Origin of the sequence: Paraburkholderia sp. BCC1885 (assembly GCF_900996235.1) — a bacterium.
GTDB lineage: Bacteria > Pseudomonadota > Gammaproteobacteria > Burkholderiales > Burkholderiaceae > Paraburkholderia.
Genome location: NZ_CAAJGM010000199.1, coordinates 65445 through 92414 on the forward strand (window position 1 = coordinate 65445; position 26970 = coordinate 92414).

Here is a 26970-nt window from a genome sequence, read left to right on the forward strand (position 1 = left end):
TACAAAGCACGTCCTGCATAAAAAAGGTTTAAGCCGCAGGGTTCGTGAAGACGCCGTGCGGCAATTCGTAGTCGAGATATTCCTCGCCTTCCTTTGTGCATTGAAAACCCGCTGATTCATACAGGAATTTCGCGGGGTTGCCACGGAACACATTCAACGTCAGTTTCGTGAAGCCACGCTCGCGTGCATCGCTAACGTATTGATCGAGCAGCAGACGTCCGAGACCGCGTTGACGCAATTCGCTCACCACGTAAATCGAGGCGAGACAGGCGGCGCCGTCCATCACTTCCCAGAAGCAATAGCCCACCGTCACGCCATCCTGCTCGACCACGAACATGCGCTCGAGCGCAGCGGTCCATTGCCGTAGATGGCCGTGCATCGCATCTTTCCAGCGCTGCTCGTGCTCAGGTTCGATGGTCTGGATGTAATTGAGCTCGCCCTTGTAGACCATCGGCAAATCGGTGGCCTGTGCCTTTCTGACTGTATGTTTCAAATTCAAGCCGCACTCCTTTGGCGGTAGAACGCATTGCCGCCAGCATTGCGCGGACGGCGCATTCTATCGGTGATCTCCGTGTCCCAGTTGGGGTGATCAATAATCCGCCGCTAATTCGCGTCCGTTATTGTCGGATCATTACGAATCGCCTTCGTCATCTATGTATGGGTAAAAGCGTCCGACGCACGACCGTATAGGGCAACTTTACTTCCGGACCGACGCCAAAAAGCTGTTGCCGCACGTCAGGCGGCCCATCTTGAGATACGTTTTCTTTTTTGCCAAACGTTTGCATTGCGCATATCAAGTTCCCTCCCGCGACTGCCGAAAACGCGTTCATAGCGTCCATGACACTTAAGGGAGCCTCTTGTGAAGCAGCTGTTGTTTTTCGTGGCCCTTCTCGCCCTGGCCGGATGCGCGCAAATGCCTGCGCAGACTGCCCAGGAGGCGCCGAAGCCGCCGGTCACCAACGAGATCATGAGCTTCACGATTCCGCCCGACGCCCTCGGCGCACGCGACCCGCAACTGACCGTCGTGCTCGGCAAGGTCGGCGCGCTGGCGGCAACGCAAAAACAGCCGACGACGATTCTCGTCACCGCACTCGGCCAGGATTTCCCGTACCTCAATCAGGCCATCTGGCGCGGCGTGCCTGCGCAACACGCCGTCAAGCTCAGCCTCGACAACCTGACGGCCGGCGCGAACCAGCCGTACAGCGTATCGATCAAGCCAACGCAATAAGGAAGACGAGTTTATGCATCGCCTAACCGTATTGGCGACGGGTCTGTTGTTGGCGACGTCGGCGCTTGCCGGCCAGCCGGGCAATGAAACGCCGCCCACGGCCGCGGCCACCGTGGCATCCGTCCCGCCATCGCCCGCCGCGGCCGACCGGGTATATCCGCCGCTGCCGACACTGTCCATGCTGCCGCCGGCCACCGATGACGACGACGAACCGCTCGCCAAACCGGCGACAGCGCGCAAGAAAAAGGTCCGCGGCCAGGAGCGCAAGTCGACGCTGCCGGCAGCGCGTCTCGTCGTGTCGGATGCCTCGCATGTGTACCTCGGCAATATCGAAAAGCAGCTCGATCTCGCCTTGGCCAAATAAGCGCCGCTCACCGGCGCTGGCGCGTAGCAGCCAGTTTTTATCAGTCACAACCAGCCGCAACCAGCCTCACCCCGCCGTAACCAGCACCACCCGGTTTCGATCCACCGCAATCTGCCTCAACCAGAATGACCCAGCAGCATCCAGCGTCAAGCGTCGTTCCCGATTACCCGCGCCGCGCCCACGCCATACCGGGCGCCTTTACCATCGCCGCCACGCGGAGGACCAAGCCGTGTCGAACGAACCATTTATCGCCGTGGCCGCCATGCGCCGCCATGCCACCCATGCAAGACATGCCGTGCGGCATGCGTATGCAGCTTTTGCCCTCGCACTGGTTTGCGGCGCCGCCCATGCGGACGACTGCTTCAACCAGGCCGCCGCCTATCAGGGCGTCAACCCTTCCGTGCTGCGCGCCGTCGCATGGTTCGAATCGCGCGGCGACGCGAGCGCCATCAATCGCAATGCCAATGGCTCGATCGATGTCGGCCAGTTGCAGATCAACTCCATTCACTTCGGCGACCTTGCCCGTCAAGGCGTGCCGCACCGCGCCCTCACCGATCCGTGCGTGAACGTCTACGTGGCGGCCTGGCTGCTCAAGCAGAAGATGGTGAAGTACGGCAACACCTGGCGCGCGATCGGTGCGTATCACTCGGAATCGCCGCGCCTGCGCGATGCTTATGCGCGCAGCATTCAGAAGATCCTCGTGGCGTGGGGCGAATTGCAGGTGGATGCGCAGAAGGCCGATTGAGCTCGCGGACTGGACGCACGCGTGCTCCGAAAGCGATGGAACGGCGCTTGCTGCCCGTTCCATACCGTCACGCCTGTCAAGGAGACCCGTAATGAGCTCGCCCCGCGATGCAGATCAGGACGCGCAGCAACCCGCTGACGAACCTGAGAATCCGATCTCGAAGCCGATCGGCGACGCCATTCCCGTTCCGGTCGAACCGGGACTCGATCAGCCGCTCCCCGAGAAGGGCGCGGACGAGCCGGTAGAAAATAAGCCCTGATTTCATCGCCAGCATGCCGCGTGCGCGCGGCGCGCATTCAGTGATGCGGCGAAGGTTCGCGCGGCGGCGCAGCGACCGCGGGCGCAGACAGCGGCGCGTTTTCCAGTTGCACCTCATGCATCGCCTGAGCGACGATGCCGCGCGCTTCGGCGCTGCTCGAATCGAACACCATCGCATTGCCGGCATTGTGCCAGGCACACGTCCAGTGGCTCATATAGGCGCAGGCACGCGCGATGTCCAGCGAGGCGTCGCGCTGCTGTTCGCGTGTGCTCAGGTCGGCGCGCATGCTGAGCGCGTCGCGATTCTTCGGCTGCGTGGCGAGGACAGCCGAGAGGCGTGCTTCGGCTCCGGCGAGGTTATTCTTTTGCAGCATCGCCTGGACGATCTGCAGATTGCGCGCCGCGTCAGCGCGTATCTGGGTCTGGTCCTGAGCGGCGGTGGCGGCGCGCCGGGTTTCGGCGGCAGAAGGCGGTGCGTGGCGCGAGGCGGATGCGAGCGATTCGGCAGGTTTAGGTCCCGCAGATGGCTTGCTGATGGTGGACGGCTTCGTCGCAGACGTGTTTGTAGCCTGGGCGGTTTTTGCGGGCGGGCTTACTGGCCTGGTGACGGCCTGGCTGGTCGCAAGCGGTGAGATCGCGGTTGGCGCGACCGGTGCGACCGTGGCCGGCCTGGTCGTGGCTTGCCTGGTTGCAGGCGGTGCAGCCGTGGTGACCGGGGTCGCGGCCTGCGTGGGCGTGGCGGGCGTGGGCGTGGCTGTGGCTTGGGTAGCTGTGGCCTGCGCGACTGTGGCCTGCGCGACTGTGGCGGGCGCGGCTGCGGTCTGCGTGGTAGCGGGCGTAGCCGTAGCCCGCGTGGCTGTGGTGGGCGAAGTCGTAGGCTGTGCAGCCGTGCCGGGCGAAGTCGTGGCCTTCGAGGTCGGTACGCGCTGCGCCAGCGCTTTTGCTGCTGGAGCCTGAGCGACGGTGCTCGGAGCGATCAAAGGATGCGCGGCGGGAGATTGCCCCGCCAAAGCCGGCGAACTTGAAGCGGCAGTGTCGGCGCCATGAGCGATAACCACAGGCGCGCTGGGACTATCCGCCGGCGATGGCGCCGGCGGCAAAACGATCACCTCAGGCTCACTAAGACCAGATGCGGCCTGTTTTGCCACAAGCGGCGCCGACGCAGCGGGTTTCGTCACGTTGGATCCCGCCACCTTCGCTGCCGGAGCCGAACCAACGTCAGGAACTCGAACAACGGCGGGAGCAGGACGAACCACCGGAGCCGCAGCACCAACAGGAGCCGCATTAACCGCCGGCGCTGGAACAACACCCGAAGCTGGCCCCGCCGCAAGCGTCGCAACAGTCGCGGGCCCAGAAGCCGCAGCCGCACGCGCAACCGGCGCAGACGCGGCGGACGGCGCCGCCGTCACTTGTCCAGCCTTCTGCGTCGTCACCGACCCCGACACCGCTTTCGGTGCGACACTCACCGCCGGGCCAGCTGGTCGAAACACCCAATACCCCAACACCGCAAGAACCAGTAACACCGTCGCCAGCACCAATACGAGAACCGGCACCCGGCGCGCTCGCTTCGGCTCGACCCACGGATCGTAATTGGCGTAAAAGCGGTCGTCCTCTGCGCCGGCGGCCGTGCTCCATGCAGCGGGCGCCGCCAGTTGTGGCGTAATCGTGCGGCGGGGAGCGGGGAAACGGGCTTGCGCCGCTGCGGAATTCGGCGGCAACCAGCTAAGCGGATCGCGCGAGTCGGTCTGGTTGACGCCACATGAAGGACAGGACAGCAAGCGGGCGGCGAGGGTCGCGCCACAGTGTCGGCACTGGATGAAATCGGGCTGATCAGAAGTGATGTCACTAAGCATTGACCCAACCGTTACTCACGTTGCTAGAACAGAGATGCCGGTGTGCCCCATCGATGAAACAGTGGGCAAGCGCAATATGACTTGGCTGAGCACAAAGATCAATCGGCGATTTCGGCCAATTGGCGGATGAGGGATATTCGAGGGCGTTGATCGATAAATAAAGGCTAAATACGGTGCAATAACGTGCGTTAAGTCACACCATTAGAGTTGCCGTTACGCGACATCCGCGCGGCGCGAAGTCTTTTTTCCGGCTGGCGCAAATGTTGCGCGACAGTACAGACAAATCAGCGCACACTCGCACGAAGCTCGGACATTTATCCGGGCATACACGCACAAGCAAAGGGAGTCCTGTCATGGCAAAAGGTCAAATGCGCAGTAACCGCGAAGTAAAGAAACCGAAACAGGATAAAAAATCCGCTCCGGCAACTTCGCCTTCGGGCTCGCCGCCCATCCGCGTGACGCCGGCCTCATCGTCGACATCCAAGAAGCATTAAGCCGCGGTCGATCCAGACCTCGGCGATTCGAAGTTAAACCCGCGGTTCAAGCCCGCAGTTCAAACCGATTCGCTCATGCGTGTGGCAAGCAACATCTGGCAAAGCCACACGCGATCAAACTTCCGCCATCTCCTGTCGCACCGTCCAGCAGGCAACCCACCTAGGCGCCGATGCGGCGAACGGGCTCCCCTCTTTCCAGGCGTTCGATCGTAGCCGCCGCAATCGACCGCACCGTTTTACCCGCACCCCGCTGCCGCACGTTCAGACGGTAGACCGGCGCGCCCGGCGCAAAGGCTTCGCCACTCAACGAACACACGCCCTTGCGGCGCGCCACGCGCAAAGTCCAGGTTTGCTCGCCATACCGGCCGGATGTCGCGTCGGCCCAGGACATAACGATCGAGGTAGGTGAAAGGCGCTCAAGTATCTCGACGCAAGCGGAGTTTCGCCGGGCGTCCCGATGCTTGCGATCAGCCGCGACCGAAGCCCATCGGGCAGCGGTCGCCGCTGCGGCCGGAAACGATGCCACGGGTGCGAGCAGCGCCAGCATCTGCAGCCATCGTTGATCGTCGGCGCTGTTGTTCATGGCTCATTGTCCGCGTCAAGGTGGGTCGCCACGGCAAGCCTTCTGAGTTCTCGCGGATCATGGCGAGTCCGTCTACAGACCGCCCTGTAACGTCATCTTCGTCGAACACGGTGGCAGCGGGCATGCCATAGGCGCACGGGCTCGCCATGGGTCGCCCTCACCGCTACCGGTGGGACGATTTTATTTTGCATGGGCTTTCGATGAGCGGGTATCACCCCGATGGGGGATCGTCAGCGTGCGCGTTTCAAGACACGCGCGTTTGAACCCGCCTACTCCCAACCCTGATACCCGGGCGGCTGCGCCGAATTGCCGTAGCCCTGGGGATACGGACGACGAAATTCAGGCGGCGTGTAGGTCTGGTCATATGTCGAGTACGCCGGCGGCCGCGCCACGACGGTCACCTGCTGCGCCGTCGCTTGCGAGGGCGGCCGTGGGACGTAGCCGGACTGCGCATAAGCCGGTTGATACTGTGCGGGCGGTGGCGGCGGAGCATATTGCGTCACCGGAGCGGAGCGAGGCGGCGGCGCGTATTCAGGGTCCTGCGATGCCGCCGGCGTCCGGCGATAGGCCGGCGTCGCCGCATATTGCTGGGCTTGCGGATTCTGGTATTGCTGACGTGGCGGGTTCTGCGCCGCCTGGGCCGATTCGTACTGCCTGTCGTCGTCGGCCTGCCGGTACTGCGATTGCACGCGCTGCCCGCCCTGCGGGTCGCGGGCTTGCGTCGCCGGCGTATCGTCGCTGTCGGGCTTGTCATCCGGCAACGACGTCACGGCCTGAGTCGGAATCAGGATCGGCGGCTCGCCTGGCAACGAAATCGGCTTCGGCTGCGCGGCCTGTGCGGCGATCTGCTTCGGCGGCAAGACATGCACAGACACTTCGCGCACGGAAACCTGCTTGAACGACCCAGCCGGTTGATCGCCATGCTTCGACGGCGCGACCTGCACGGACGCCTGCCGAACGGATGCAACCGGCGCCGCGACATGTTTCGGCGGCACGGACACCATCTGTGCGGAAACCTGCCGCGCCGGCATCACCTGAACGGGAACGCGCTTTAGCGGCACGGGCACGGCCTGCGCGATTGCCTGGCGCGACGGCGCGGCATGCTGCGCAGCAAGCCGCCTGGGCGGCGCAACCGGCACCGGCGTCTGCCTGAGTGGCGCGGCGGCCAGCGGAGCGGTCCGCTTCTGCGCCACCGCATGTTCCGTCACCGGCTTCAGCGGCGCAGCCACGACGGGCGTCGACGTCGCCTGCTCGGCGAGCGGCTTCGGCGCATGCTTCACTTCGTCGCCGAGCGTCGCGTAGGATTTCGAATCTTCCCGCGCCCGCGCGTTATAGCCGATGAAATACGCATAGCGCAGGTCTTTCAGACGCGCCTGGTTCTCGCCATCGGCGGAGATGCGTTCTTCGCCGGGATCGAGCGACGCGTCGACGGTCGAATCGTCGTAGGCCGACGCGGCACCCTCGGCGCAAACAGGATCAGGATGCAGAAAGCCCGCAGAGGACATCAGCGCGGCTGCGATCGTGGCAAGCACTTTTTTTTCCATACCTTCACCTCGGAATTCCGTGCGACAGGCCGCGTGGGATTCGCAAATCTCCGAACCGGACACTCCGTCGCGCTTCCGAGATATCGACACTTTTTAGCACGTCCTGAAGGGTCGAAGATATGGCTTTCGGGTATAACCCAGGCGCTCGACCATCCGCAAATCACAGGTAGCAGTCCTGACGGTATCGATCCGGAAAATTTTGCCTGCCCCGGCGGCGCGTCGCACGCCCCCGACGCCCACGCTCCGGTTTTGCGACAATAGCGGCTTTGCCGCCCCCGTTCGCGCCGCCGGCCCCGCTTCCGTAGCGGGATGCCCCGGTCCGAGGATGCGGTTTGCAACCCCACACGACCGATCGCGGTCCGCTCCATGGCCCTGCCCCACATCGAACTTCTGTACACCTTTTCCGGCCTGTTCGTCGGTTTCCTCGTCGGGTTGACCGGCGTCGGCGGCGGCTCGCTGATGACGCCCATCCTCGTCCTGCTCTTCAAGGTCCATCCGGCCACCGCGGTCGGCACAGATCTGCTGTACGCCGCCGCCACCAAGGCGACCGGCACCCTGGTGCACGGCCTGAAGGGCTCGGTGGACTGGCAGGTGACCACCCGGCTCGCCGCCGGCAGCGTCCCCGCCGCCACCGTCACGCTGATCCTGCTGCACCGCTACGGCATGGACACGCCGGGCGCGAGCCGCCTGATCCAGATCGTGCTCGGCGCGGCCTTGCTGATCACCTCGCTCGCGCTGGTGTTCCGCCCGCAACTCGCGAAACTCGGCGCGGGCCGCCAAAGCGTGCTCACCCAAGGCCGCACGCTCGGTCTGACGGTGCTGACCGGGGCGGTGCTAGGGGTGTTGGTGTCGCTGACTTCGGTGGGCGCCGGCGCGATCGGCGTGACCGTGCTGTTGCTGCTGTATCCGCAGTTGCCGACCACGCGGATCGTCGGCTCGGACATCGCGCACGCCGTGCCGCTGACGCTGCTCGCGGGTGCCGGGCACTGGCTGCTCGGCTCGATCGACTGGTCGATGCTGCTGTCGTTGCTGGTGGGCTCGCTGCCGGGCATCGCGATCGGCAGCTATCTGTCCGCCCGCGCGCCTGACGCCCTGTTGCGCAATGTCCTCGCGGCCACGCTGACGCTGGTCGGCGTGAAGCTGGTGATGTCCTGACCGGCCGTCACGGCGACGCCGGATGCGCTGTATGTCTTATGCCGGATGCGTGAGGTAAGCCATGCCCCGCGGCCAGGCGTTGCGAGCGCCTCGCCGTGCAACCGGGCCACGCCTTGCCGTTACTTGAAGAAACGGCAGGTCAGATCGGTTTCGAACTGCCGCACCCAATAGCCGTGGTCGTCGGCGCGATACGACTGCGCCCAGCCGCCGCGCCGCACCGTCACGAGCTGACGCAGATGCTCGAGGTCGTCCGGATCCGGCGACCCGGTGATTTCAAAGTGCGCCGGCGCAAAGCCGTGGCGCGCGCACACCAGCTCGAAGGCTGCCCGGTCGCCGATCGGCAGGTCCGTGTAGCGCTGAAACGTCATGTCCATTTCGCTTCACTCCAGGTTCACTCCCGTTCCCAGCCCTTACAGTACGCCTCAACGCGGGACTTTTGTGTGTCACAGCGCACGACGGATATAGCCGGCATCGGCCAGCTTCACGGCGCCGGCCGCAACGGCGCGCCAGCCTCGAGAGGCCCCTGAAGCGAAACGGGCCCCGGCGAATCGCCGGGGCCCGTTCGGGCGCTGCCGAGCACGGCGTGCTCAGGCGCTTGTCATCGTCAGAACATCATCGGGATACCGGCGCCCAGATCCGCGGGAGCCTGGCTCGTCTGCGGACGGCCGCCGGCTGCTGCTGCGCGCGTACCGCCCTGGCCGATCAGTCCGGCCGAGGCATCGATGCGCGCGGCATCCGTCAGTAGGTTAGTTGCCACCACCGTTCGGCAGCACGACCGTCAGCTTGTTGGACACCGACGTCACGCCGTCGACACCCTTCGCGACTTCGCCGGCCTTGTCGATCTGGCTCTGATCGGGCACCGAACCCGTCAGCGTCACATCACCGCCGCGAGCGCGCACCGAGATGTTCGACACGTCGATACCCTGCGCCTTGGCCAGTGCGCCACGCACCTTGTAGCCCAGTTTGCGGTTCGCTTTCTTGACCGTCTTGGCGCTCGGAGCAGCCGTCGTGGCGCCCGTCGTAGCCGTTGCATCGCTTGATTGCGCATACGTATTGCACGCAACAACCACCGCCACCACACCACCCAGCGCCTTCAGAAAATCGACCGATTTCATGATTTCTCCTATTTACTTCGGTTATGACCGCATCTAACAAGCGGCTTCGTTACGACTTCGGGCGGCCATTGCTGCACGCGCATAGGCGCGGCGGGGCCACGGCCGACTGAGGCTTCGACACGGTGTGCGAGAGGCGAGAGAGGCCGGCCTGGACCATCGCATTGCGATGCACCAGCCAGCGAGCCGCGAAGTCCGCCAACGCGCCCGGTTCTACTTTGTCGCGCCGGGTCGCGCTGCGCAAACGTTGATTCGCAGCAGCGATGCACAATTTAATCTACACGCGCCAGAAGCGCAAAGGGTTTAGCGCAGGACGCGAGCCGGCCGATGCGCGCGACCCACACCGCCCGCGCAGGAAAAGACCTTCAGGTTCATACCGGTTCATGCCCGACTGGCCCGCAGTTCAGCCGCCGTTTAGTCGCGGTTCGCTCGCATTTCGCTCGCATTTCACTATTTGTTACGGGTTTGTGTCAGCGCCGGGTGCCGCACCAGCCGCCGCATCATGTACCATCGGCGCCAATACGCCGCCGCGCGCCGCCCCGCGCCGTCCCACCCCGCGCGGCCGGCCTGAGGCCGCTCTAATCTCACATAACGATTGTCGCCGTCACGTCAGCCCATGAAGTCTTCCACCGGCCGCAAACCCGCCCGCCTCGTCGCCCGTTTCGTGGCGATCTCCTGGCGCGATCTGGCGGTCTCGTTCGGTCCGATCCTGCTGATCATCGCCGCCGCCATCTGGGTTGCCGTGCGGCTGATCCAGCCCGCGCCGCCCGATACCCTGACGATCACCACCGGTCCCAAAGGCAGTTCGTTCTGGAACGCCGCGCAGAAATACAAGGCGATCCTCGCGCGCAACCGCATCACGCTAAACGTGCTGCCTTCCGCGGGCTCCGCGGATAACCTGCAGCGTCTCGCGGATCCGCGCAGCAACGTCGACGTGGGCTTCGTGCAGGACGGCGTGGCGCCTGGCCCGGTGCCGGACAACCTGATGTCGCTCGGCAGCGTGGCTTATGTACCGCTCGCGATCTTCTATCACGGTCCCACTGTGACCCGGCTCTCCGAGTTCAAAGGCTTGCGCCTCGCGATCGGCGCGGAAGGCAGCGGCACCCGCGAACTGGCGCTGGCGCTGCTGAAAGCCAACGGCATCGAACCGGGCGGCGCCACCAAACTGCTGCCGCTCTCCGGCGACGACGCCGCGCAGGCACTGGTATCCGGCCAGGTCGACGCGGCCTTCCTGACCGGCGACTCCGCCCAGCCGCCGGTGATCGCCAAGCTGTACCGCACGCCCAACGTGCAGTTCTACAACTTCACCCAGGCCGAAGCCTACGCGCGGCGCTTTCCGTACCTGACACGCATCGAATTGCCGATGGGCGCCTTCGATCTGGCGAGAAACCTGCCCTCGGCGCCGTTCCAGATGGTCGCGCCCACCGAAGAGCTGGTGGCGCGCACCACGCTGCATCCGGCACTCTCGGATCTGCTGATCGAAGCGGCCCGCGAAGTGCACGGCAGGGCCAACGTGATGCAGCATGCCGGTGAATTCCCGGCGCCGCTGGCCCACGATTTCCCCATCAGCGACGACGCCGCGCGCTACTACAAGTCGGGCAAGAGCTTCCTGTACCGGATTTTGCCGTTCTGGCTCGCGAGCCTCGCCGATCGCCTTCTGGTGGTCGTAGTGCCCTTGATCGTGCTGCTGGTGCCGGCCCTGCGGCTGGTGCCGTCGCTATACGCGTGGCGGGTGAAGTCGCGGATCTACCGCTGGTACGGCGCGCTGATCGCCATCGAACGCAGCGCGCTCAGCGAAACCTCCGTCGAGGAACGGCAATCACTGATCGAGCGGCTCGACGCGATCGAGGAATCCGTCAACGGACTGAAAATGCCGCTCGCCTATGCCGACCAATTCTACGTGCTGCGCGAGCATATCGGCTTCGTGCGTGGCCGGCTGACGCAAGGCGGCGAGCCGCCGCCGGAGCCGACGCAGGAGCCGCACGAGCAAACGGCCTGAAGCGGGCGAATTTCAGCAGGCGCTGAACACAATCGAGCCTGCACGGCGCTGCGGCACCGCGTAAGATCACGACAAACTGGATGGTTTAGCAGACGCGCATAACGGCAACGAGTAACGGCAGCAAATAACGGCGGCTTGTAGCAGCGGCATGCCACTGATCCGCGCGGTCCACCCGCGCCGGCACCGCGCCCGCGTCCGTTATCGCTCCACCCAGTACCGAGCAATCCGGGAGAGACCTTTATGACCGATGGCATCGACGCCACGCAACCGTTGTGGTTTTACGACTTCGTCTCACCATTCACCTACCTGTTGCTCGAGCAACATGACAAATGGCCGGGGCTCCCGTTCGTCGTCACGCCGGTTGTCCTGAACGATCTGTACCAGCACTGGGGCCAGCGCCCGGCATACGGCGTGGCCGCCAAGCGCGTGTTCATGTACCGCCACGCGCTGTTTCGCGCGGATCAGCTCGGCATTCCGTTCAAGATGCCGCCGGTCCATCCGTTCGATTCGACCAAACCGCTACTGCTCGCCATCGCGGCCAAGGCCGACATCAACTGCGTGCGGGAGATTTTCCGCTTTATCTGGCGCGAGGGACGCGATCCGTCGAGCGAGGAAAACTTCGCTGAACTGTGCGAACGGGTCGGCTTGCCGGACGGCCCCGAGCTGATCCAGCGCGAAGAGGTCAAGGCGCAACTGCGCCGCAATACCGCTGACGCCATCGCGCTAGGCGTGTTCGGCGTGCCGACCTTCTGGCTCAACGACCAGTTGTTCTGGGGCGAAGACGCGCTGCCGATGGTGCTGTACTGCGCGCGCACACCGAACTGGCTGGAGTCGAAAGAAGTTAAGCGGATCAGCTCACTGCCGTCCGGATTGAGCAGCGTGCCGGCGAGCGGGTTGAAAAGCGGCTGAAGAGCGGGCCGAACACGGGCCGAAGCGCGCACAGCCCTGATCCCGGCCATACCGCGCCCGCTATGGCGGCAGTAGGGCAAACGGGCCTAAGGTTATAGACTTCGCGCCCGGCTCCGCGAGCCGCCCCGCCGGAGCCTCGAGCGGCGCACCCTCCGAGTCAGAACCGCCCACCTGATCCATGGACGACACCGCCGCTTCCCTCGATATCTGGCTCGTGCGCGTGTTGCGCACGCTGCTGGTCGAGCGCAGCGTCACGCAGACGGCGCTGCGCCTGAACCAGACCCAGCCCGCCATCAGCACCGCGCTGCGCCGGTTGCGCGAGACCCTCAACGATCCGATCCTCGTGCGCGGCAAATCCGGCATGGTGCCGACGGAATACGGCGCGTCGCTGCTGGCGTCGGCGCAACAGGTGCTGCGCGAAGTGGATTTCGTGGCGACGCCGCACGGCGACTTCGATCCGGGCCGCTCGCGGCGCACCTTCCGGGTCGCCGCACCCGATTATCTGAACGACTTCTTCATGCCCACCGTGATCGCGCAATTCCGCGAAGCGGCGCCGCATGCGCGCCTCGAAGTCGATTCGCTGACGCCCACGCTCGACCACCACGCCGAACTCGAATCCGGCACGCTCGATCTGGTGATCGGCAACTGGCCGAAGCCCGATCCGCGCTTCGAGAAAAGCGATCTGTTCGCCGATACCGTGGTGTGCATGATGCGCGCGGACCATCCGCTCGCGCAGACGCCGATGACGCGCGAGACCTACCTCGCCGCGCCGCATCTGGCGCCGACGCCATACAGCGGCGCGCGCGGCGGGGCGATCGATACCGGCTTTGCGCGGGCCCGCGCCGAACGGCGCATCGTCACCACGCTGCCCTACTTCGGCCTCGTGCCGCAGACGCTGCTGCAATCGGACCTGATCTTCACGACGACGCGCCGCTTCGCCATGCACTACGCGAACATCCTGCCGCTGGCGGTGGTCGACGTGCCGATCCCGTTTCCGCGCATCCGCTGCTATCAGCTGTCGCATCCACAGCCGGATCGGCCGAGCGATGTCGGCTGGTTGCGGGCCTTGATGTCGCAGGTGTCGGAGCGTCTGGTGGCGCAGAAGACCCGGCGCGCGAAGCGGCCAGGCGCGGCGGCAGGCAAAGCTGCCTCGGGAAAGACTTCAGAGCAGGAGCCCGCGTAAGCACAACGCTCGCGCCGGGGCGCGACTTCAGGCGCTGAAGGCGCTCGCGTAAGCCTCACGTGCATCCACAGCCAAACCGGGCCGCGACATCCCGCGCGAACGCACCTGCAACAACTCCGCGCACACCGCCACGGCGATGGACTGCGGGGCCTTGTCGACAATACCGCTCACGCCGATCGGACAGGTCATCTCATCCAGCCGCTGCGGATCCACGCCACGCTCCATCAAGCGCCGCTCGAACTTCACGCGCTTGGTCTTCGAGCCGATCATGCCGAAGTAGGTGAAATCGCGCCGCCGCATGATGCGCGCGGCGAGCGAGAAATCGAGCGCGTGGTTATGCGTCATCACGAGGAAGTAGGCGCCCGGCGGTGCGGTGTCGGCGATCGCCTCGGGCGTGTCGGTGGCCTCGACCTGCACGTTGGCGGGGACTTCGTCCGGGAACAGCTCGTCACGCTCGTCAACCCATTGCACGACGCACGGCAGGCTGCCGAGCAGGGCAATCAGCGCATGCCCGACGTGACCCGCGCCGAACAGCACGACATGCAGCGGCGCCGGACGCGCCGCGGCACGGCTGCTGCGCCGGCCAACCTGAACGAAAGTGGACATCTGCATGGCTAGCTTCCGGTAGCGCTGCGGTTAAGGACGCGAAGCGGCGCTCGCAGCCCGCACGGCCGCGACCGCCTTGAGAATCGCTTCGCTCGTGGCGGGCGCATTGAGCGGCGGATTGACCCGGTAGTCGCCCACCGCCGCCACTGCGTCGCGAACCGCGAAAAACACCGAGAACGGCAGCAGGAGCGGCGGCTCGCCGGTCGCCTTCGAACGGTGGATGCTGTCCTCGGCATTGCGATTCTTGAACAGCTTGACGTTGAAAACCGGCGGCGTGTCGTTGACGGTCGGAATCTTGTAGGTGGACGGCGCATGCGTCATCAGCTTGCCGCCTGGGTTCCACCACAGTTCCTCGGTGGTGAGCCAGCCCATGCCCTGGATGAAAGCACCTTCCACCTGGCCCACGTCGAGTGCCGGATTCAGCGATTCGCCCACGTCATGCAGCGCGTCGGCGCGCAGCACGCGCATTTCGCCGGTCAGCGTGTCGATCACGACTTCCGACACCGCCGCGCCATACGAGTAGTAGTAGAACGGCCGGCCGCGCAGCTTCGACTGATCCCAGTAGAGCTTCGGGGTGGCGTAGAAACCGTCCGACCACAACTGCACGCGGGCCAGATACGCCTTGGCGATGATCTCTTCGAACGGCACCACGGCGTCGCCCACCGCCACGCGGTCGTGGCCGAAGCGCACGCTCGCCGCGCTGACTTCACCCGCGCCGTAGCGGACCGCGGCAAACGCCGCGAGGCGCTCGCGCAACTGGCGCGCGGCGTCCTGCGCGGCCTTGCCGTTCAGATCGGAGCCGGTCGAAGCGGCGGTGGCCGAGGTATTCGCCACCTTGCTGGTGTCCGTCGCCGTGACGCGCACGCGGTTAAAACTGATGCCGAGTTCATGCGCGACGACCTGCGCCACCTTCGTGTTGAGCCCCTGGCCCATCTCGGTGCCGCCGTGATTCACCAGCACCGAGCCGTCGGTATAGATGTGCACCAGCGCGCCGGCCTGGTTGAAGTGCGTCACGTTAAAGGCAATGCCGAACTTCACCGGCGTGAGCGCCAGCCCCTTCTTCAGCACTTCGTTGTTCGCGTTGAATTCGCGGATCTCGGCCCGGCGCGCGCGGTAATGGCTGGTCGCTTCGAGTTCGTCGATCAGCTCGTGGATCACGTTGTCTTCGACCACCTGGCCATACGGCGTCTCGTTGCGCTCGGTCTTGCCGTACAGATTGCGGCGCCGCACGTCGAGCGAATCCTCGCCGAGCGAGCGCGCGACGTTGTCCATGATGTATTCGATCGCAAACGCGCCCTGCGGGCCGCCGAAACCGCGAAACGCGGTGTTCGACTGCGTGTTGGTCTTGCCGCAGAAACCGTCGATCGTCACGTCGGACAACCAGTACGCGTTATCGAAATGGCACAGCGCGCGCGTCATCACCGGGCCGGACAGATCGGCGGAAAAGCCGCAGCGCGAGGTCATGTCCACCGTCACGCCGTCGATCACACCTTTGTCGTCGTAGCCGACTTCAAACGTGTAGTGGAAGTCGTGCCGCTTGCCGGTGACCATCATGTCGTCGTCGCGGTCCGGACGCAGCTTCACCGGGCACAGCAGCTTCCACGCGGCAATCGCGGCGCAGCAGGCGAACAGGCCCGATTGCGATTCCTTGCCGCCGAAGCCGCCGCCCATCCGGCGGCATTCGACCAGCACGTTATGCGACGGCACGTGCAGCGCATGCGCCACGAGGTGCTGCATTTCGGTCGGGTGCTGGGTGGAACAGTAGACGTGCATGCCGTCGTCGTCCTTCGGCACGGCATACGAAATCTGGCCTTCCAGATAGAACTGCTCCTGGCCGCCCAGCAGCATTTCGCCGGCGTCGTGATGGGCGGCGCGCGCGATCTTCGCGCCGGCATCGCCGCGCGCCAGCTTCATGGGCGGCAGCACGTGCTGATTGGCGGCGCGCGCCTGTTGCGCCGTGAGAACGGCCGGCAGTTCTTCGTAGACGACTTCGGCGCGGCGCGCGGCGAGCCGCGCCACGTCATGCGAAATCGCCACGACGATGAACATCGGCTGGCCGACGTACTGCACCACGCCGTCGGCGAGAATCGGGTCGTCGCCATGGATGATCGGACCCACGTCGTTGACGCCGGGAATGTCCTGCGCCGTGAACACGGCGACCACGCCGGGCGTCGCGCGCACCTTGTCGAGCGACATCGAGACGATCTTCGCGTGCGCCTTCGACGACATGCCGAGCGCGGCGTGCAGCGTGCCGGCGAGCACCGGGATGTCGTCGGTGTAGGTGGCGCGGCCGCTTACGTGCAGATGCGCGGACTCATGCGGGCGCGAGATATGCACCTGGGTGAAGTCGTCGAGATCCTGGATGTCTTTCAGGAACGGTTCTGCTTGCTGGTTCATTCGAATGGTTCTCCGTATCCGTTGGACGGGTTCAGGCGTGCGCGCCGGCTGGCTCGACCGCGCGCACGTCGAGCGCGGATTTCGGCAGCGGGTTATGCGGACGGGTTTCGAGCCAGAACCGGTACAGCGTGTTCTTCGCCGCGTCGAGGCGGTAGTCGCTGGTGGCGCGCATGTCGGAAAGCGGCGCGTAGTCGTTGCCGAGCGCGATCATCGCGGCCTGCGCGGTGGCTTCGTGCCATTCGGCGTCGCGCAACACGGCTTCGGCGTGCGTGGCGCGCTTCGAGGTGGCGGCCATGCCGCCAAAGGCAATGCGCGGCTCGCGGATCGTGTCGCCGTCCGCGATAAACGAGAAGGCCGCGCACACGGCCGAGATGTCCGAATCGAAGCGCTTGGAGAGTTTGTAGGTGCGAAACTGCAGGTTCTGGCGCACGCCGGTGCGGGTCGGCACCTTCAGGCCGACCACGAACTCATGCTCGGCCATGTCCTTCTTCTGGTATGCGAGGTACAGGTCTTCGAGCGGCATCTCGCGCTCGATCTCGCCGCCGCGCACCACCACGTGGGCGCCAAGCGCGATCAGGCCGGGCATCGAATCGCCGATCGGCGAGCCGTTCGCAACGTTGCCGCCAATCGTGCCGGCGTTGCGGATCGGCAGCGAGGCGAAGCGTTTCCACATTTCGGTGAGTTCGGGATAGTGCTTCGCCAGCTCTTCATACGCCGTCTCGACGCTGACGCCCGCGCCGATCTCGATCCAGCCATCCGTGACCGCGATCCGGCGCAGCGCCTCGATCTGGCCCAGATAGACGATGTTGCCCAGTTCGCGCATCTGTTTGGTGACCCACAGGCCGATATCGGTGCTGCCCGCGAGGATGCGCGTCGCCGGTTGCGCCGCCTTGATCTGCGCGAGCGCGGCGACACTGCGCGGCGCGTCGAACTGCTGGCCGGCGAATTCGTAGTGGAAGGTCTCGCCGCGCTTGAGCACGGCGAGCTTCGCCGACAACGCGGCGAGGTCGACCGGCGCCTGCGGAGCCGGCGCTTCGAACATGCGCACGGCCGCGTCGACGATCGGCCGGTAGCCGGTACAGCGGCACAGATTGCCGGTCAACGCATTGCTGATCTCGTCGCGTGAGGGCACCGTTTTGTTCGCACAGCTCTGTTCGTGGCCATGCTTTTCGTACAGCGACCACATCGACATCACGAAGCCGGGCGTGCAAAAGCCGCACTGCGAGCCATGGCATTCGACCATCGCCTCCTGCACCGGATGAAGCGACCCATCCGGCTGGCGCAGGTCCTCGACCGTGAAGAGAGCCTTGCCGTCCAGCGTCGGCAGAAACTGGATGCACGCGTTGACCGCCTTGAAGTTGACGCCGCCCGCTTCGTCGCGCTCGCCGACCACGACCGTGCACGCGCCGCAGTCGCCCTCGGCGCACCCTTCCTTGGTGCCGGTGCAATGCGCGTCTTCACGCAGATACTGCAGCACGGTACGGGTGACGGGCGCGTTCGTAATCTCGCGGATCGCGTTGCGGTGGTAGAAGCGAATCGGCTGGCTCATGTCTCGTGATCTCGGTTTGTTCTGGTCCGTGGGGACCGTGCTGCAGTGACGATTCGAACGCTATCACCGTCAATATCCGCAACCCATAGCGACCGGCACATGCGGGACATATCGTCAGGACGATAACGAGATAGGTTTCAGGCGAGGTGCGCTTATGTCAGAAGGGTCAAATCACAACATTTTCTTTTGAAATACCTCATTTCGGCCATGCTCTTAAGCGATTCGGACACCCTGCTGCTGACATTTGCGCCCCGAATCGCCCTCTATACCGATCCGGCACTGTATTTTTGGGACGAAAAATATTAAGTGACGGCTGCATGGGGATCGGTTCCATGGGAAAATCACGTCTTTCCGCCGTTTTCAAGCCTCGTTTTCCCTATGTCCGCCCAATCAGCTACGCCGCGCAGCGAATTTGCGACCACTTTGCAGATCATTCCGGTCGTCTTTTTCACGTTTATTTGCTACCTGACCATCGGGATTCCGCTGGCGGTGCTTCCCGGCTACGTCCACGACGATCTCGGTTTCAGCGCGATCATCGCCGGGGCGGCCATCAGCGTGCAGTATCTGGCCACCCTCGCCTCGCGCGCGCTGGCCGGCCGCTCGGCCGACACGCTCGGACCGAAACGCACCGTGGCGATTGGGCTGATTGGCTGCGGCGCGAGCGGCGCGATGCTGTTGCTCGCCGTGCTGTGCGCGCGCTGGCCGGCGCTGAGCCTCGTGCTGCTGGTGCTGAGCCGCTTGTTGCTCGGCTTCAGCGAAAGTCTGTGCGGAACCGGCGCGATTCTGTGGGGCATTGGCCGCGTGGGGGTGTCGCATAACGCGCGCGTGATCTCGTGGAATGGCATCGCGACCTACGGCGCGCTGGCAATCGGTGCGCCGCTCGGCGTGGCGATCGCCCATACGCTCGGCTATCCGGCACTCGGCCTCGTGGCGATCGCGCTGGCTGCCGTCGGTTACTACCTCGCCCGGCACATCGAAGCGGTGCCGATCGTGCATGGCGAGCGGATGTCGTATCGCAGCGTGTTCATGCGCGTGCTGCCGCACGGCATTGGACTCGCGCTGGGCTCGGCCGGCTTCGGTTCGATCGCCACGTTCATCACGCTGTTCTACGCCGCGCGGCACTGGCCAAATGCGGCCCTCTCGCTGACGGTATTCGGCACGCTGTTTATCGGCGCGCGTCTGCTGTTCGCCAATACGATCAAGACATATGGCGGCTTTCGGGTGGCGATTGCGTCGTTTTCCTTCGAATGCGTGGGCCTGCTGATGCTGTGGCTCGCGCCCGAGCCGCACTTTGCGCTCGCCGGCGCCGCATTGACCGGCTTCGGCTTCGCGCTGGTGTTTCCGGCGCTCGGCGTCGAAGCGGTCGGGCTGGTGCCGCCGGCTAGTCGTGGCGCGGCGTTGTCCGCGTACTCGGTGTTTCTGGATTTGTCGCTGGGGATTACCGGCCCGCTCGCTGGCTATATCGCGGGTGCATTCGGCTATGGCTCGGTGTTTCTGTTCGCGGCGGTGGCCGCAGCGGCCGCGGTGGCGCTCTCGACCATGATGTATCTGCGTAACGCCCGGGTGCCGAACGCGCCTGCGGCGACCTGACGGACGGCGGCCCCAGAGATTAGCCGCCGAGTGAATCAGGAGCGCGACTGCACAAGCACGCGCCCCTCGCGCGGTTTGCCGACGTTTAAGGGAAAAAAACCTCGTCGGCTGACCGCGTATCCGCGTTGCCGCCGCGCGCCGTGCGATAGCCCACGATAAGGCCCGCATCGTAGGCGGCCTCCAGCGCGTGCACGAGATCCTCGATGTGAATGATGTGCAGGTCTTTAGTCAGCTTGCCGGTTTGCTCGATCCGGTCGATGCCGAGAACATCAATGGAAATCGTCCGCAGTAACTCGAGACGTTCGTCGTAGATGGCGTTGCTCATTTCATACCCCCTTTACAGGTGGGGCGTGACACCTCACATGAGAGATCACTGTTGCCTAGTTAGCCTTTGATTCAGATCATCCTTCAGTTGTAATAATAGTAAGGAAAGGCGGCTTGGGCACGTGACCTGCAGTCGCAGTTTGAAGCTCTACTCCAAAATCGCCGGGCAGCAACGGCAAGCCGGTTGGATCAGCAATCGCCGCTGACCCGTCCGGCTCTCAGGACCCCTGACGAAATCAGCGCGCGTTCACGCCGCGCGCGCCGCTGGAAAGAGACTTCTCCAGCGCCGCGACGCCGGCCGGCAAATCGACGGCGACGCCCAGATCCACTACCGTGCGCCCCAGCGCATGCAACGTGCGGAACAGATTGTGTTCGCGGCATTGCTCGCCCATCTGGCCGATGCGCACGATCGGCAGACCGAACGAGCCCGAAATCTCCACTTGATGATGCCGCGAGATGTGTCCGCAGATATCTCCGGGGCTCAATCCCTGCGGAACCTCGATACCCACCACCGAGTTCAGCCGGCACTCCTGCGGCGCATAAAGCTGCAGACCCAGCGCCGTGATGCCTTCCTGCAGCGCCAGCGAGCATTTCAGATGCCGCGCAAAGCGCTTCTCCAGGGTCTCGGCGCACACGAGGCGTAATGCCTCGTGCAAGGCCAGCACGCCCGACACCGGCGCCGTGTAGTGATAGCCCGCGTTGTGCCAGAAATTCTCCGCGAGAGAGGCGTCGAGACACCAATGCGCATTCGGCGCCGTGCGGGTTTTCACCCGCTCCCACGCCGCATCCGAGAACGCGATCAGCGAGACGCCCGGGATCGACGACAGCCCTTTCTGCCCGCCGGTAATCACAGCGTCGATGCCCCACGCGTCCATTTCGAGCGGCATGGTGCTCAGCGTGCAGACGGCATCGACGATCACCAGCGCGCCGGCCGCCTTCGCCAGCGCCGCGATCTCCTTCAGATGATGGTTCACCACCGTGTTGGAGGTCTCGCCCTGCACGATCGTGACGATCTCCGGCCGCTCGCGGCGAATTGCTTCGGCCACCTGTTCGAGGCTCGCCACCGCGCGATCCGCCACGTCGAGCGTCGTCACTTCGGCGCCGACGCGCCGGCCCATTTCCGCCATCCGTTCGCTGAAAAAGCCGTTCTTGATGCTGAGCACGCGGGTACCCGTCCAGGCCAGATTGGAGATGGCCATTTCCATCGCCGCCGAGCCCGGGCCCGCCACCCCCAGCACCCACTTCGAGCGGGTCTGGAACACATAGCGCGCCATGGTCTTCACCTGGCCGATCACCTTCACCATCGTAGTGCCGAGGTGATTGATCACCACCGTGTTGGCCTTGGCGACGGCGGCGGGAATCGGCACGGGGCCGGCGCCCATCATCAGCAGCGGCTCTTCGGGAAGGATGGCGTCGAGCGATTCGACGTCCGGGCGGGGGATGGGAGTAGAGATTGTGGTCTGCATGATCGGTACGGAGGAAGTCAGGGTATTTCACGGCGCCAGAGATACAAGCGGCCTCGCCAACCGTGACGCTGGCGAGGCCGCCTCTACCTTGACCGACGATCATTCACCGATCCGGCCGATTGTGCAAGTTTTTTGACAGCGCGTTGACCGTGTTAACCGCGTTGACCGCGTGCAGCGGCCGCGCGGCCTGAAGGCCGCCCGACGCCGAACCCGCGCCGTCACTTCACCGCGTGTTTGTCGAGCTTGCCGCCCGTATCCTTGTTGTAGCGTTCGACGTACTCCTCGATCAGCCTGCGCATCGCGCGGCCGATCTGCCGGTAGTCCGACTCGTTAAGGTTGGCGAGCGACACCCGCCCCGACGGATGCTGGGTGCCGAAGCCCTTGCCCGGCAGCAGCACCACGCGCGCCTCACGCGCGAGACGGAACAGCAGTTCGCTCGGCTCCGTATTCTTGAGCAGCCAGTCCACGAACTTGCGGCCGTACATCCGCTCGCCGAGAAACTCGATGTCCAGAATTGTGTAGTAGTCCACCTGATTGGGGTCGTCGTCCGCGAAGGAAATGCCCACTTCCTCGTACAGCGCCTGCTTGCGCTTGCGAATCAGCCGCTTGAGGGCGTTCTTGTAGGCGTCCGGCGTGTCCATCAACGAGAACAGCGAGAACAGCACCATCTGCACCTGCTGCGGCGTCGACAAACCCGCGGTGTGATTCAGCGCGACCGTGCGGCTATCCGCCACCAGACGGTCGATGAACTTCAGCTTGTCGGGCTCCGTGGTGATCGACTCGTAGCGCGTGTGCAGTTCCTTTTTTACGTCCTTCGGCAAATCGGCGAGCAGTTTGTCGAGCACGTTGTCGCGATGGGTGGCGATGGTGCCCAGACGCCAGCCAGTCGCGCCGAAATACTTCGAATAGGAGTAGACGAGAATCGTATTCTTCGGCGCGAGCGCGAACAGCGAGACGAACTCGTCGGCAAAGGTGCCGTAGACGTCGTCGGTCAGCAGGATCAGGTCCGGGCGTTCCTTGACGATGTCGGCGATGTATTCGAGGCTCTCGTCGCTGATCTTCACCGAAGGCGGATTGCTCGGATTGACCAGGAAAAATGCCTTCACTTTCGGATCGCGCAGCTTGTCGAGTTCCTTCTTCGAATACTGCCAGCCGCTTTCCACCGTCGCATTCAGATTCACGACGTTCAGCTGATAGTCGTTCAGACGCGGAATCTCGATGTACGGCGTAAAGATCGGCATGCCGAGCGCGATCGTGTCGCCAGCCTCGATGAGGTGGTTTTCGCGCATCGTGTTGAAGATGTACGTCATCGCCGCGGTGCCGCCTTCCACCGCGAAGATGTCGAATTCGCCGACAAACGGATGCTTGCCGATCATCTCGCGCCGCAGGTACTGGCCGACAATCACCTCGGAGAGTTTCAGCATGCGATCCGGCACCGGATAGTTCGAGGCAAGAATGCCCTCGCACATCTCGTACAGAAAGTCGCCTGCGGAAAGGCCCAGTTGATCGCGCACATAGGAGATCGCGCCGCGCAGGAAATCGATTCCTGGCACTCCTTTGTTTTCACGCAGGAACAGATCGAAACGTTCCGTGAGACCTTCGCGGCGCGGGAAGCCGCCCACGCCTTCGGGCATATAGGCGAACGAGCGCTCCGATTCGCGCATGGCGAACAGGCCCAGTTGCCAGAAGCCGTGACGCGGAATGGTCGCCAGAAAGTTCGGGTTGCCGCGGCCGGCGTTGAGCATCGAAACATTAGCGGGCCGCTCGACCGCGCCGCCGCCGGCGGCTTTGATCAGTTCATCCTTCAGTTCGAACGGGCTGAGTGCTGCCAGCTTGTCCTGTTCGGTTTCGCTTTTGCCTTTTGCCATGATGCATTCTCCATTGCAAGGTTGAGACACCGGCGGCGGGCGCGCTCCTGCGGCGGCGCCGGCGTGAAGGAATGAGGGTGGTCAGCGAGGCGTCCTGGCGCGTCGCGCCATTTCGCCTTAAACGAGACCCACGACGAGCGGCCCCAGCAGCGTCAGCGCGACGTTTGCAATTGCATAGGTGATGGCGAACGGCACGGTGGGCACCGCGCTTTCCGCCTTGTCGAGCACGCCGCCGAACGCCGGATTCGCACTGCGCGAGCCGGACAGCGCGCCGGCCAGAATCGCAGCGTTTTTATAGCCGAGCACATAACGACCGAACAGCATCGTCAGCAGAAGCGGGAACAAGGTGACGAACACGCCGAGCAGGAAGATCGTCATGCCGCTTTGCTTGACCGTCACCACCGCCTGCAGGCCCGAATTCAGACCCACCACCGCGACGAATGCGGCCAGCCCGAAGTCTTTTAGCAGCTGCGAGGCGGCCGAGGGCAACACGCCGTACATCGGATGCTTGCCGCGCATCCAGCCGAACAGCAGGCCGGCGAGCAGACAGCCGCCACCCGAACCGAGCGTGAGCGGAATCCCGCCCACGTTGAGCACGATCAGACCGATCAGCAATCCCAGCACGAGACCCACGCCCATGTAGATGAAGTCGGTCTTGTTGCTGTACGGCAGCTCGTAGCCGGCCGCATCGACGGCGCGTTTGGTATCTTTTGGCGAACCGTAGAAAGTGATCACGTCACCGTGTTCCAGCTTCGTCTCAGGCAGAATGGGCAGCGGCTGGCCGGCGCGCGTCGCGCCTTCGATATACACGCCGTGGCGCATGTCGCGGTCGACGTTCTGGCGGACTTCCGCGATGGTCGTGTGATTCATGCCCTTACGCGTGAACACGCCCTGGCGGGTCTGCATGACGATGCTGACGCCATCCGTTTCCGCCAGCTCTTCGCCAATCACGTTCCACAGCCCGACCACACCTTCGCGGCGGCCCACCACCAGCACCACGTCGTCCGGTTCGAGGACGAGATCCGGCGCCGGTTCGAGCGCCTTGCCGGCGCGACGGATTCGCTCGATGGCGAACAGATCGTTCTGGCTTAGTTCGATCTCCGAAACTTTTTTCCCCGCGCCGGCTCCGACCCGGTACGCGCGGCCCACCATCTCCGGTAACGCCGACAACTGCCCGACCGACTGCGCCGGTGCATTGCCGGCCAACTCTTTCTCGGCCTCGATCGACGCTTCGCGCAAGCCCTGTCCCATGAACTTGGGCAGGATGTTCACGCAGACGATGATCGCCCCGAGCGAGCCGAACACGTAAGTCACGGCGTAGGCAATCGCGACGTCCGACTGCAGCGACTTGATCTGATCGGGCGGCAGCCCAAGACGCGCAATCGCGTCACCCGCCGTGCCGATGATCGCCGACTGCGTCAGCGCGCCGCCGGCCAGGCCCGCCGCGAGGCCCTTGTTGAGGTGGAACAGCTTCGCGCACACCACCACCGTAACCAGCGCCGACACGGCGAGAAAAATCGCCATGGCGATTTCGCGCAACGTCTTGCGGTTCAGCGAGTTGAAGAAGCCCGGTCCCGAGTCGTAACCGACCGCGTAAATGAAGACCGCAAACATCACCGACTTCACGCCGTTGTCGATGGTCACACCGGCCTGGCTGATCACCACCGCGGCAAGCAGCGAGCCGCCCACCCCGCCGAGCTGGAATTTTCCGAAATTGATCTGGCCGACGTAGTAGCCGACCGCCAGGGAGAGAAATAACGCGATCTCAGGTGACTTGTGAAAGACGTTGTGTAGCCAGTCCATCATGCCCTCGCTATCAGTGATGACCGTAGTGGCCGGTGTGGTCGCCGCCGTGCGTCGCGGCGTCCGGTGCGCGTGTATGCGTTAATGATGAGTCGTGATTGGGTATCGAGACCTAGCCGAATCTCCCCGCCAGCCCGACCACCACGGGTCCCATCAGCGGCAGCAGGATGTTGGAAAGCGCATAGGTGATCGTGTAACCGATGACCGGCGTCGAATTGCCGGTCACGCCGACGAGCGCGCTGATGGCCGGCGTGCTGCATTGCTGGCCGGCGATCGCGCCAAGTAGCATGGGTGCTTCGAGCTTGAGAAACATGCGGCCGATCCACAACGACAACAGCCCCGGAATCAGCACCATCAGAATGCCGGCGATGGGCAGCGCCACGCCGTATTCGCGTACCAGTTTGATCGCGTCGGGCCCCGCCGAGAGGCCGACCGCCGCAATGAAGGTGGCAAGGCCGAAGTCTTTCAGGATCTGCGCGGCCGCCGAAGGCAGCGAGCCGATCAGCGGATGGCGCGAGCGGATCCAGCCGAACAGCAGCCCCGAGAGCAGACAGCCGCCGCCGGTGCCGAGCGCAACCGACACGCCGCCGATACGCCCGCCCAGATGGCCGATGGCCATGCCGAGCAGCACGCCGAGCCCGAGGTAGACGAAATCGGTCTTCTGGGTGGCGGGCAGCACATAGCCGAGCCGTCGCGCGCTACGCGCCACGTCCGCCTTGGCGCCGACCAGCGTCAGCACGTCGCCGCGGTTTAGCTCCGTGTTGGGTAAGGCCGGCACGGTCGTCTCGAGCCGCGTGACGGCGGCGATATAGACCCCGCGTCCCTGTTCCGGCCCGGCGCGCTCGCGCATCTGCGCGACGGTCGCGCCGTGCGCCTCGCGGCGCGTCAGAACCACGTCGACTCGCTCGGCGACCAGCGCGGCGAAGCGGCTGTCGGCCAGCTCCGTGCCGAGCACCGGCGTGGCCGCGACCAGCGCCTCGCGCCGCCCCGCGACCAGGGCGATATCGCCGGCAGCGAGCAGCAGGCCCGGTTCAAGCGGCAGGCTCGCGCCGTCACGGTCCACCTGCTCGATCGTCAGATTGCCGCCATAGCGCAGTTCGAGCGCGGCGACCGCCTGCCCCGCCGCCGGGCCAATGCAAAATACCCGGCTCACCAGCGCTGGCGCGCCCATGCGCTGCCCCTCGTCGAGCGCGCCGTCGCCGCCCAGCGCGTGCCAGACGCGCTCGGCTTCCTCGCGCAGCTTGACGCGCAGCAGCAACGGCGCGAACTGGCTGGTAAACATCACAATGGTGACCAGGCCGAACAGATAGCTGACGCTGTACGCGGTGACGATATTGGCCTGTAGACGCGCCGTTTCGGCGTCGCCGAGACCCAGCCGGGCAATCGCCTCCGAAGCCGTGCCGATCACCGCCGATTCGGTTGCCGCGCCAGCCAGCAGGCCCGCCGCCGTGCCGGCGTCCAGACGCAAGACGAGCACCGCGCTCATCACCAGGATCAGCACGGAAACGATTTCAACGATCGACAGCAAGCCATAGCGCCAGCCCCGGCCGATATTGGCGAAGAACTGCGGGCCGCCGGTGAAACCGAGCGCAAAAATGAACAGCGCAAACGCGATGTTCTTCAGATCGGGCGCGAGCCGCGCACCGCTTTGTCCCAGTAACAGCGCCACGATCAAAGTGCCGCAGACACCGCCCAGCTGGATCGGCCCAACCTTGAACGAGCCGATGAAATAACCTAAAGCGAGGCTCGCAAAAAGCGCAATTTCTGGTTGCAGCCTGAGCAGTTGACCAAGCATGTTCTGGTTTTCCGCTTTAGGGAAGGTCTGCATAAATCATGCAGGAATTGAGTTGCCAAATATGCCGTCGACTGCGACGATTTGGGCATGAGACAAGCTAATCTGGGATTGGATTTGACGACCAAACGAACGCGCAAGCGGGAGT

General features: G+C 64.5%; 24 protein-coding genes. 9 read left to right on the top strand and 15 right to left on the bottom strand.

Annotation, left to right across the window (positions count from 1 at the left end; translation table 11 throughout):
* Positions 1 to 28: 28 nt before the first annotated feature.
* Entirely contained in the window at positions 29 to 499 is a 471-nt protein-coding gene (locus tag FQ755_RS17540; protein ID WP_144156101.1) for a GNAT family N-acetyltransferase, read from the bottom strand.
* Positions 500 to 913: 414 nt separating this feature from the next.
* On the opposite strand from FQ755_RS17540, the gene FQ755_RS17545 reads away from it, so the two are divergent.
* The 4 genes from FQ755_RS17545 (at position 914) to FQ755_RS37415 (ending at position 2596) form a co-directional block, all read left to right on the top strand.
* Positions 914 to 1228, top strand: a complete 315-nt coding sequence (locus tag FQ755_RS17545) for a hypothetical protein (protein ID WP_144156102.1) — start codon at positions 914 to 916, stop codon at positions 1226 to 1228.
* Positions 1229 to 1241: 13 nt separating this feature from the next.
* Positions 1242 to 1592: a hypothetical protein gene (locus FQ755_RS17550; RefSeq protein ID WP_144156103.1), complete on the top strand. Its 351-nt coding sequence runs from the start codon at positions 1242 to 1244 to the stop codon at positions 1590 to 1592.
* 262 nt (positions 1593 to 1854) lie between these two features.
* On the top strand, positions 1855 to 2337 hold the full coding sequence (locus FQ755_RS17555) for a lytic transglycosylase domain-containing protein (protein WP_144156127.1): 483 nt from the start codon (positions 1855 to 1857) through the stop codon (positions 2335 to 2337).
* Between the two features lie 91 nt (positions 2338 to 2428).
* Positions 2429 to 2596, top strand: a complete 168-nt coding sequence (locus FQ755_RS37415) for a hypothetical protein (protein WP_186308570.1) — start codon at positions 2429 to 2431, stop codon at positions 2594 to 2596.
* Positions 2597 to 2633: 37 nt separating this feature from the next.
* On the opposite strand, the gene FQ755_RS37420 is transcribed toward FQ755_RS37415, so the two are convergent.
* From FQ755_RS37420 to FQ755_RS17570, 3 genes are all read right to left on the bottom strand, one after another.
* Entirely contained in the window at positions 2634 to 4448 is a 1815-nt protein-coding gene (locus tag FQ755_RS37420) for a hypothetical protein (RefSeq protein ID WP_186308567.1), read from the bottom strand.
* A 654-nt stretch (positions 4449 to 5102) separates the two neighbouring features.
* Positions 5103 to 5525, bottom strand: a complete 423-nt coding sequence (locus FQ755_RS17565) for a DUF3331 domain-containing protein (RefSeq protein ID WP_144156104.1) — start codon at positions 5523 to 5525, stop codon at positions 5103 to 5105.
* A gap of 269 nt (positions 5526 to 5794) precedes the next feature.
* Positions 5795 to 7069, bottom strand: coding sequence for a hypothetical protein (locus FQ755_RS17570; RefSeq protein ID WP_144156105.1), 1275 nt, complete (start codon positions 7067 to 7069; stop codon positions 5795 to 5797).
* Between the two features lie 366 nt (positions 7070 to 7435).
* Here FQ755_RS17570 and FQ755_RS17575 point away from each other — a divergent pair, with 366 nt between their 5' ends.
* Positions 7436 to 8224: a sulfite exporter TauE/SafE family protein gene (locus FQ755_RS17575; RefSeq protein WP_144156106.1), complete on the top strand. Its 789-nt coding sequence runs from the start codon at positions 7436 to 7438 to the stop codon at positions 8222 to 8224.
* A 119-nt stretch (positions 8225 to 8343) separates the two neighbouring features.
* Here FQ755_RS17575 and FQ755_RS17580 read toward each other — a convergent pair whose 3' ends face one another.
* From FQ755_RS17580 to FQ755_RS17585, 3 genes are all read right to left on the bottom strand, one after another.
* Positions 8344 to 8598, bottom strand: coding sequence for a hypothetical protein (locus tag FQ755_RS17580; protein ID WP_144156107.1), 255 nt, complete (start codon positions 8596 to 8598; stop codon positions 8344 to 8346).
* A 230-nt stretch (positions 8599 to 8828) separates the two neighbouring features.
* Positions 8829 to 8981: a hypothetical protein gene (locus FQ755_RS37425; RefSeq protein ID WP_186308568.1), complete on the bottom strand. Its 153-nt coding sequence runs from the start codon at positions 8979 to 8981 to the stop codon at positions 8829 to 8831.
* On the bottom strand, positions 8971 to 9339 hold the full coding sequence (locus tag FQ755_RS17585; RefSeq protein ID WP_144156108.1) for a BON domain-containing protein: 369 nt from the start codon (positions 9337 to 9339) through the stop codon (positions 8971 to 8973). Before FQ755_RS17585 ends, FQ755_RS37425 begins: the two co-directional genes overlap by 11 nt.
* Positions 9340 to 9952: 613 nt before the next feature.
* On the opposite strand from FQ755_RS17585, the gene FQ755_RS17590 reads away from it, so the two are divergent.
* The 3 genes from FQ755_RS17590 to FQ755_RS17600 all read left to right on the top strand — a co-directional run bounded on the left by FQ755_RS17590 (position 9953) and on the right by FQ755_RS17600 (position 13427).
* Positions 9953 to 11335, top strand: a complete 1383-nt coding sequence (locus tag FQ755_RS17590; RefSeq protein WP_144156109.1) for a TAXI family TRAP transporter solute-binding subunit — start codon at positions 9953 to 9955, stop codon at positions 11333 to 11335.
* 240 nt (positions 11336 to 11575) lie between these two features.
* Positions 11576 to 12244: a 2-hydroxychromene-2-carboxylate isomerase gene (locus tag FQ755_RS17595; RefSeq protein WP_144156110.1), complete on the top strand. Its 669-nt coding sequence runs from the start codon at positions 11576 to 11578 to the stop codon at positions 12242 to 12244.
* Positions 12245 to 12422: 178 nt separating this feature from the next.
* Positions 12423 to 13427, top strand: a complete 1005-nt coding sequence (locus FQ755_RS17600; protein WP_144156111.1) for a LysR family transcriptional regulator — start codon at positions 12423 to 12425, stop codon at positions 13425 to 13427.
* A 27-nt stretch (positions 13428 to 13454) separates the two neighbouring features.
* Here FQ755_RS17600 and xdhC read toward each other — a convergent pair whose 3' ends face one another.
* Genes xdhC through xdhA form a run of 3 tightly spaced genes read right to left on the bottom strand, consistent with a single transcriptional unit; the run spans position 13455 to position 17979 of the window.
* Positions 13455 to 14039: a xanthine dehydrogenase accessory protein XdhC gene (gene xdhC / locus FQ755_RS17605; RefSeq protein WP_144156112.1), complete on the bottom strand. Its 585-nt coding sequence runs from the start codon at positions 14037 to 14039 to the stop codon at positions 13455 to 13457.
* A gap of 24 nt (positions 14040 to 14063) precedes the next feature.
* Positions 14064 to 16430, bottom strand: coding sequence for a xanthine dehydrogenase molybdopterin binding subunit (gene xdhB, locus FQ755_RS17610; protein WP_144156113.1), 2367 nt, complete (start codon positions 16428 to 16430; stop codon positions 14064 to 14066).
* Positions 16431 to 16461: 31 nt separating this feature from the next.
* A complete protein-coding gene (xdhA, locus tag FQ755_RS17615; protein WP_144156114.1) occupies positions 16462 to 17979 on the bottom strand; it encodes a xanthine dehydrogenase small subunit in 1518 nt (505 codons plus the stop codon).
* A 378-nt stretch (positions 17980 to 18357) separates the two neighbouring features.
* Between xdhA and FQ755_RS17620 the strand changes: the two genes are divergently transcribed.
* Entirely contained in the window at positions 18358 to 19569 is a 1212-nt protein-coding gene (locus tag FQ755_RS17620) for an MFS transporter (protein ID WP_144156115.1), read from the top strand.
* 85 nt (positions 19570 to 19654) lie between these two features.
* Here the strand turns inward: FQ755_RS17620 and FQ755_RS17625 are convergent, their stop codons facing one another.
* From FQ755_RS17625 to aspT (FQ755_RS17645), 5 genes are all read right to left on the bottom strand, one after another.
* The gene (locus FQ755_RS17625) at positions 19655 to 19894 is read right to left on the bottom strand and encodes a DUF6900 domain-containing protein (protein WP_144156116.1); all 240 of its coding nucleotides are present in this window, start codon (positions 19892 to 19894) and stop codon (positions 19655 to 19657) included.
* 235 nt (positions 19895 to 20129) lie between these two features.
* Positions 20130 to 21359: a pyridoxal-phosphate-dependent aminotransferase family protein gene (locus tag FQ755_RS17630; protein ID WP_144156117.1), complete on the bottom strand. Its 1230-nt coding sequence runs from the start codon at positions 21357 to 21359 to the stop codon at positions 20130 to 20132.
* A 218-nt stretch (positions 21360 to 21577) separates the two neighbouring features.
* Entirely contained in the window at positions 21578 to 23227 is a 1650-nt protein-coding gene (locus FQ755_RS17635; RefSeq protein WP_144156118.1) for a bifunctional aspartate transaminase/aspartate 4-decarboxylase, read from the bottom strand.
* 117 nt (positions 23228 to 23344) lie between these two features.
* Complete coding sequence (gene aspT, locus FQ755_RS17640; RefSeq protein ID WP_144156128.1) at positions 23345 to 25030, bottom strand: aspartate-alanine antiporter; 1686 nt, start codon at positions 25028 to 25030, stop codon at positions 23345 to 23347.
* Between the two features lie 112 nt (positions 25031 to 25142).
* Complete coding sequence (aspT, locus tag FQ755_RS17645) at positions 25143 to 26825, bottom strand: aspartate-alanine antiporter (RefSeq protein WP_144156129.1); 1683 nt, start codon at positions 26823 to 26825, stop codon at positions 25143 to 25145.
* Positions 26826 to 26970 lie beyond the last annotated feature (145 nt).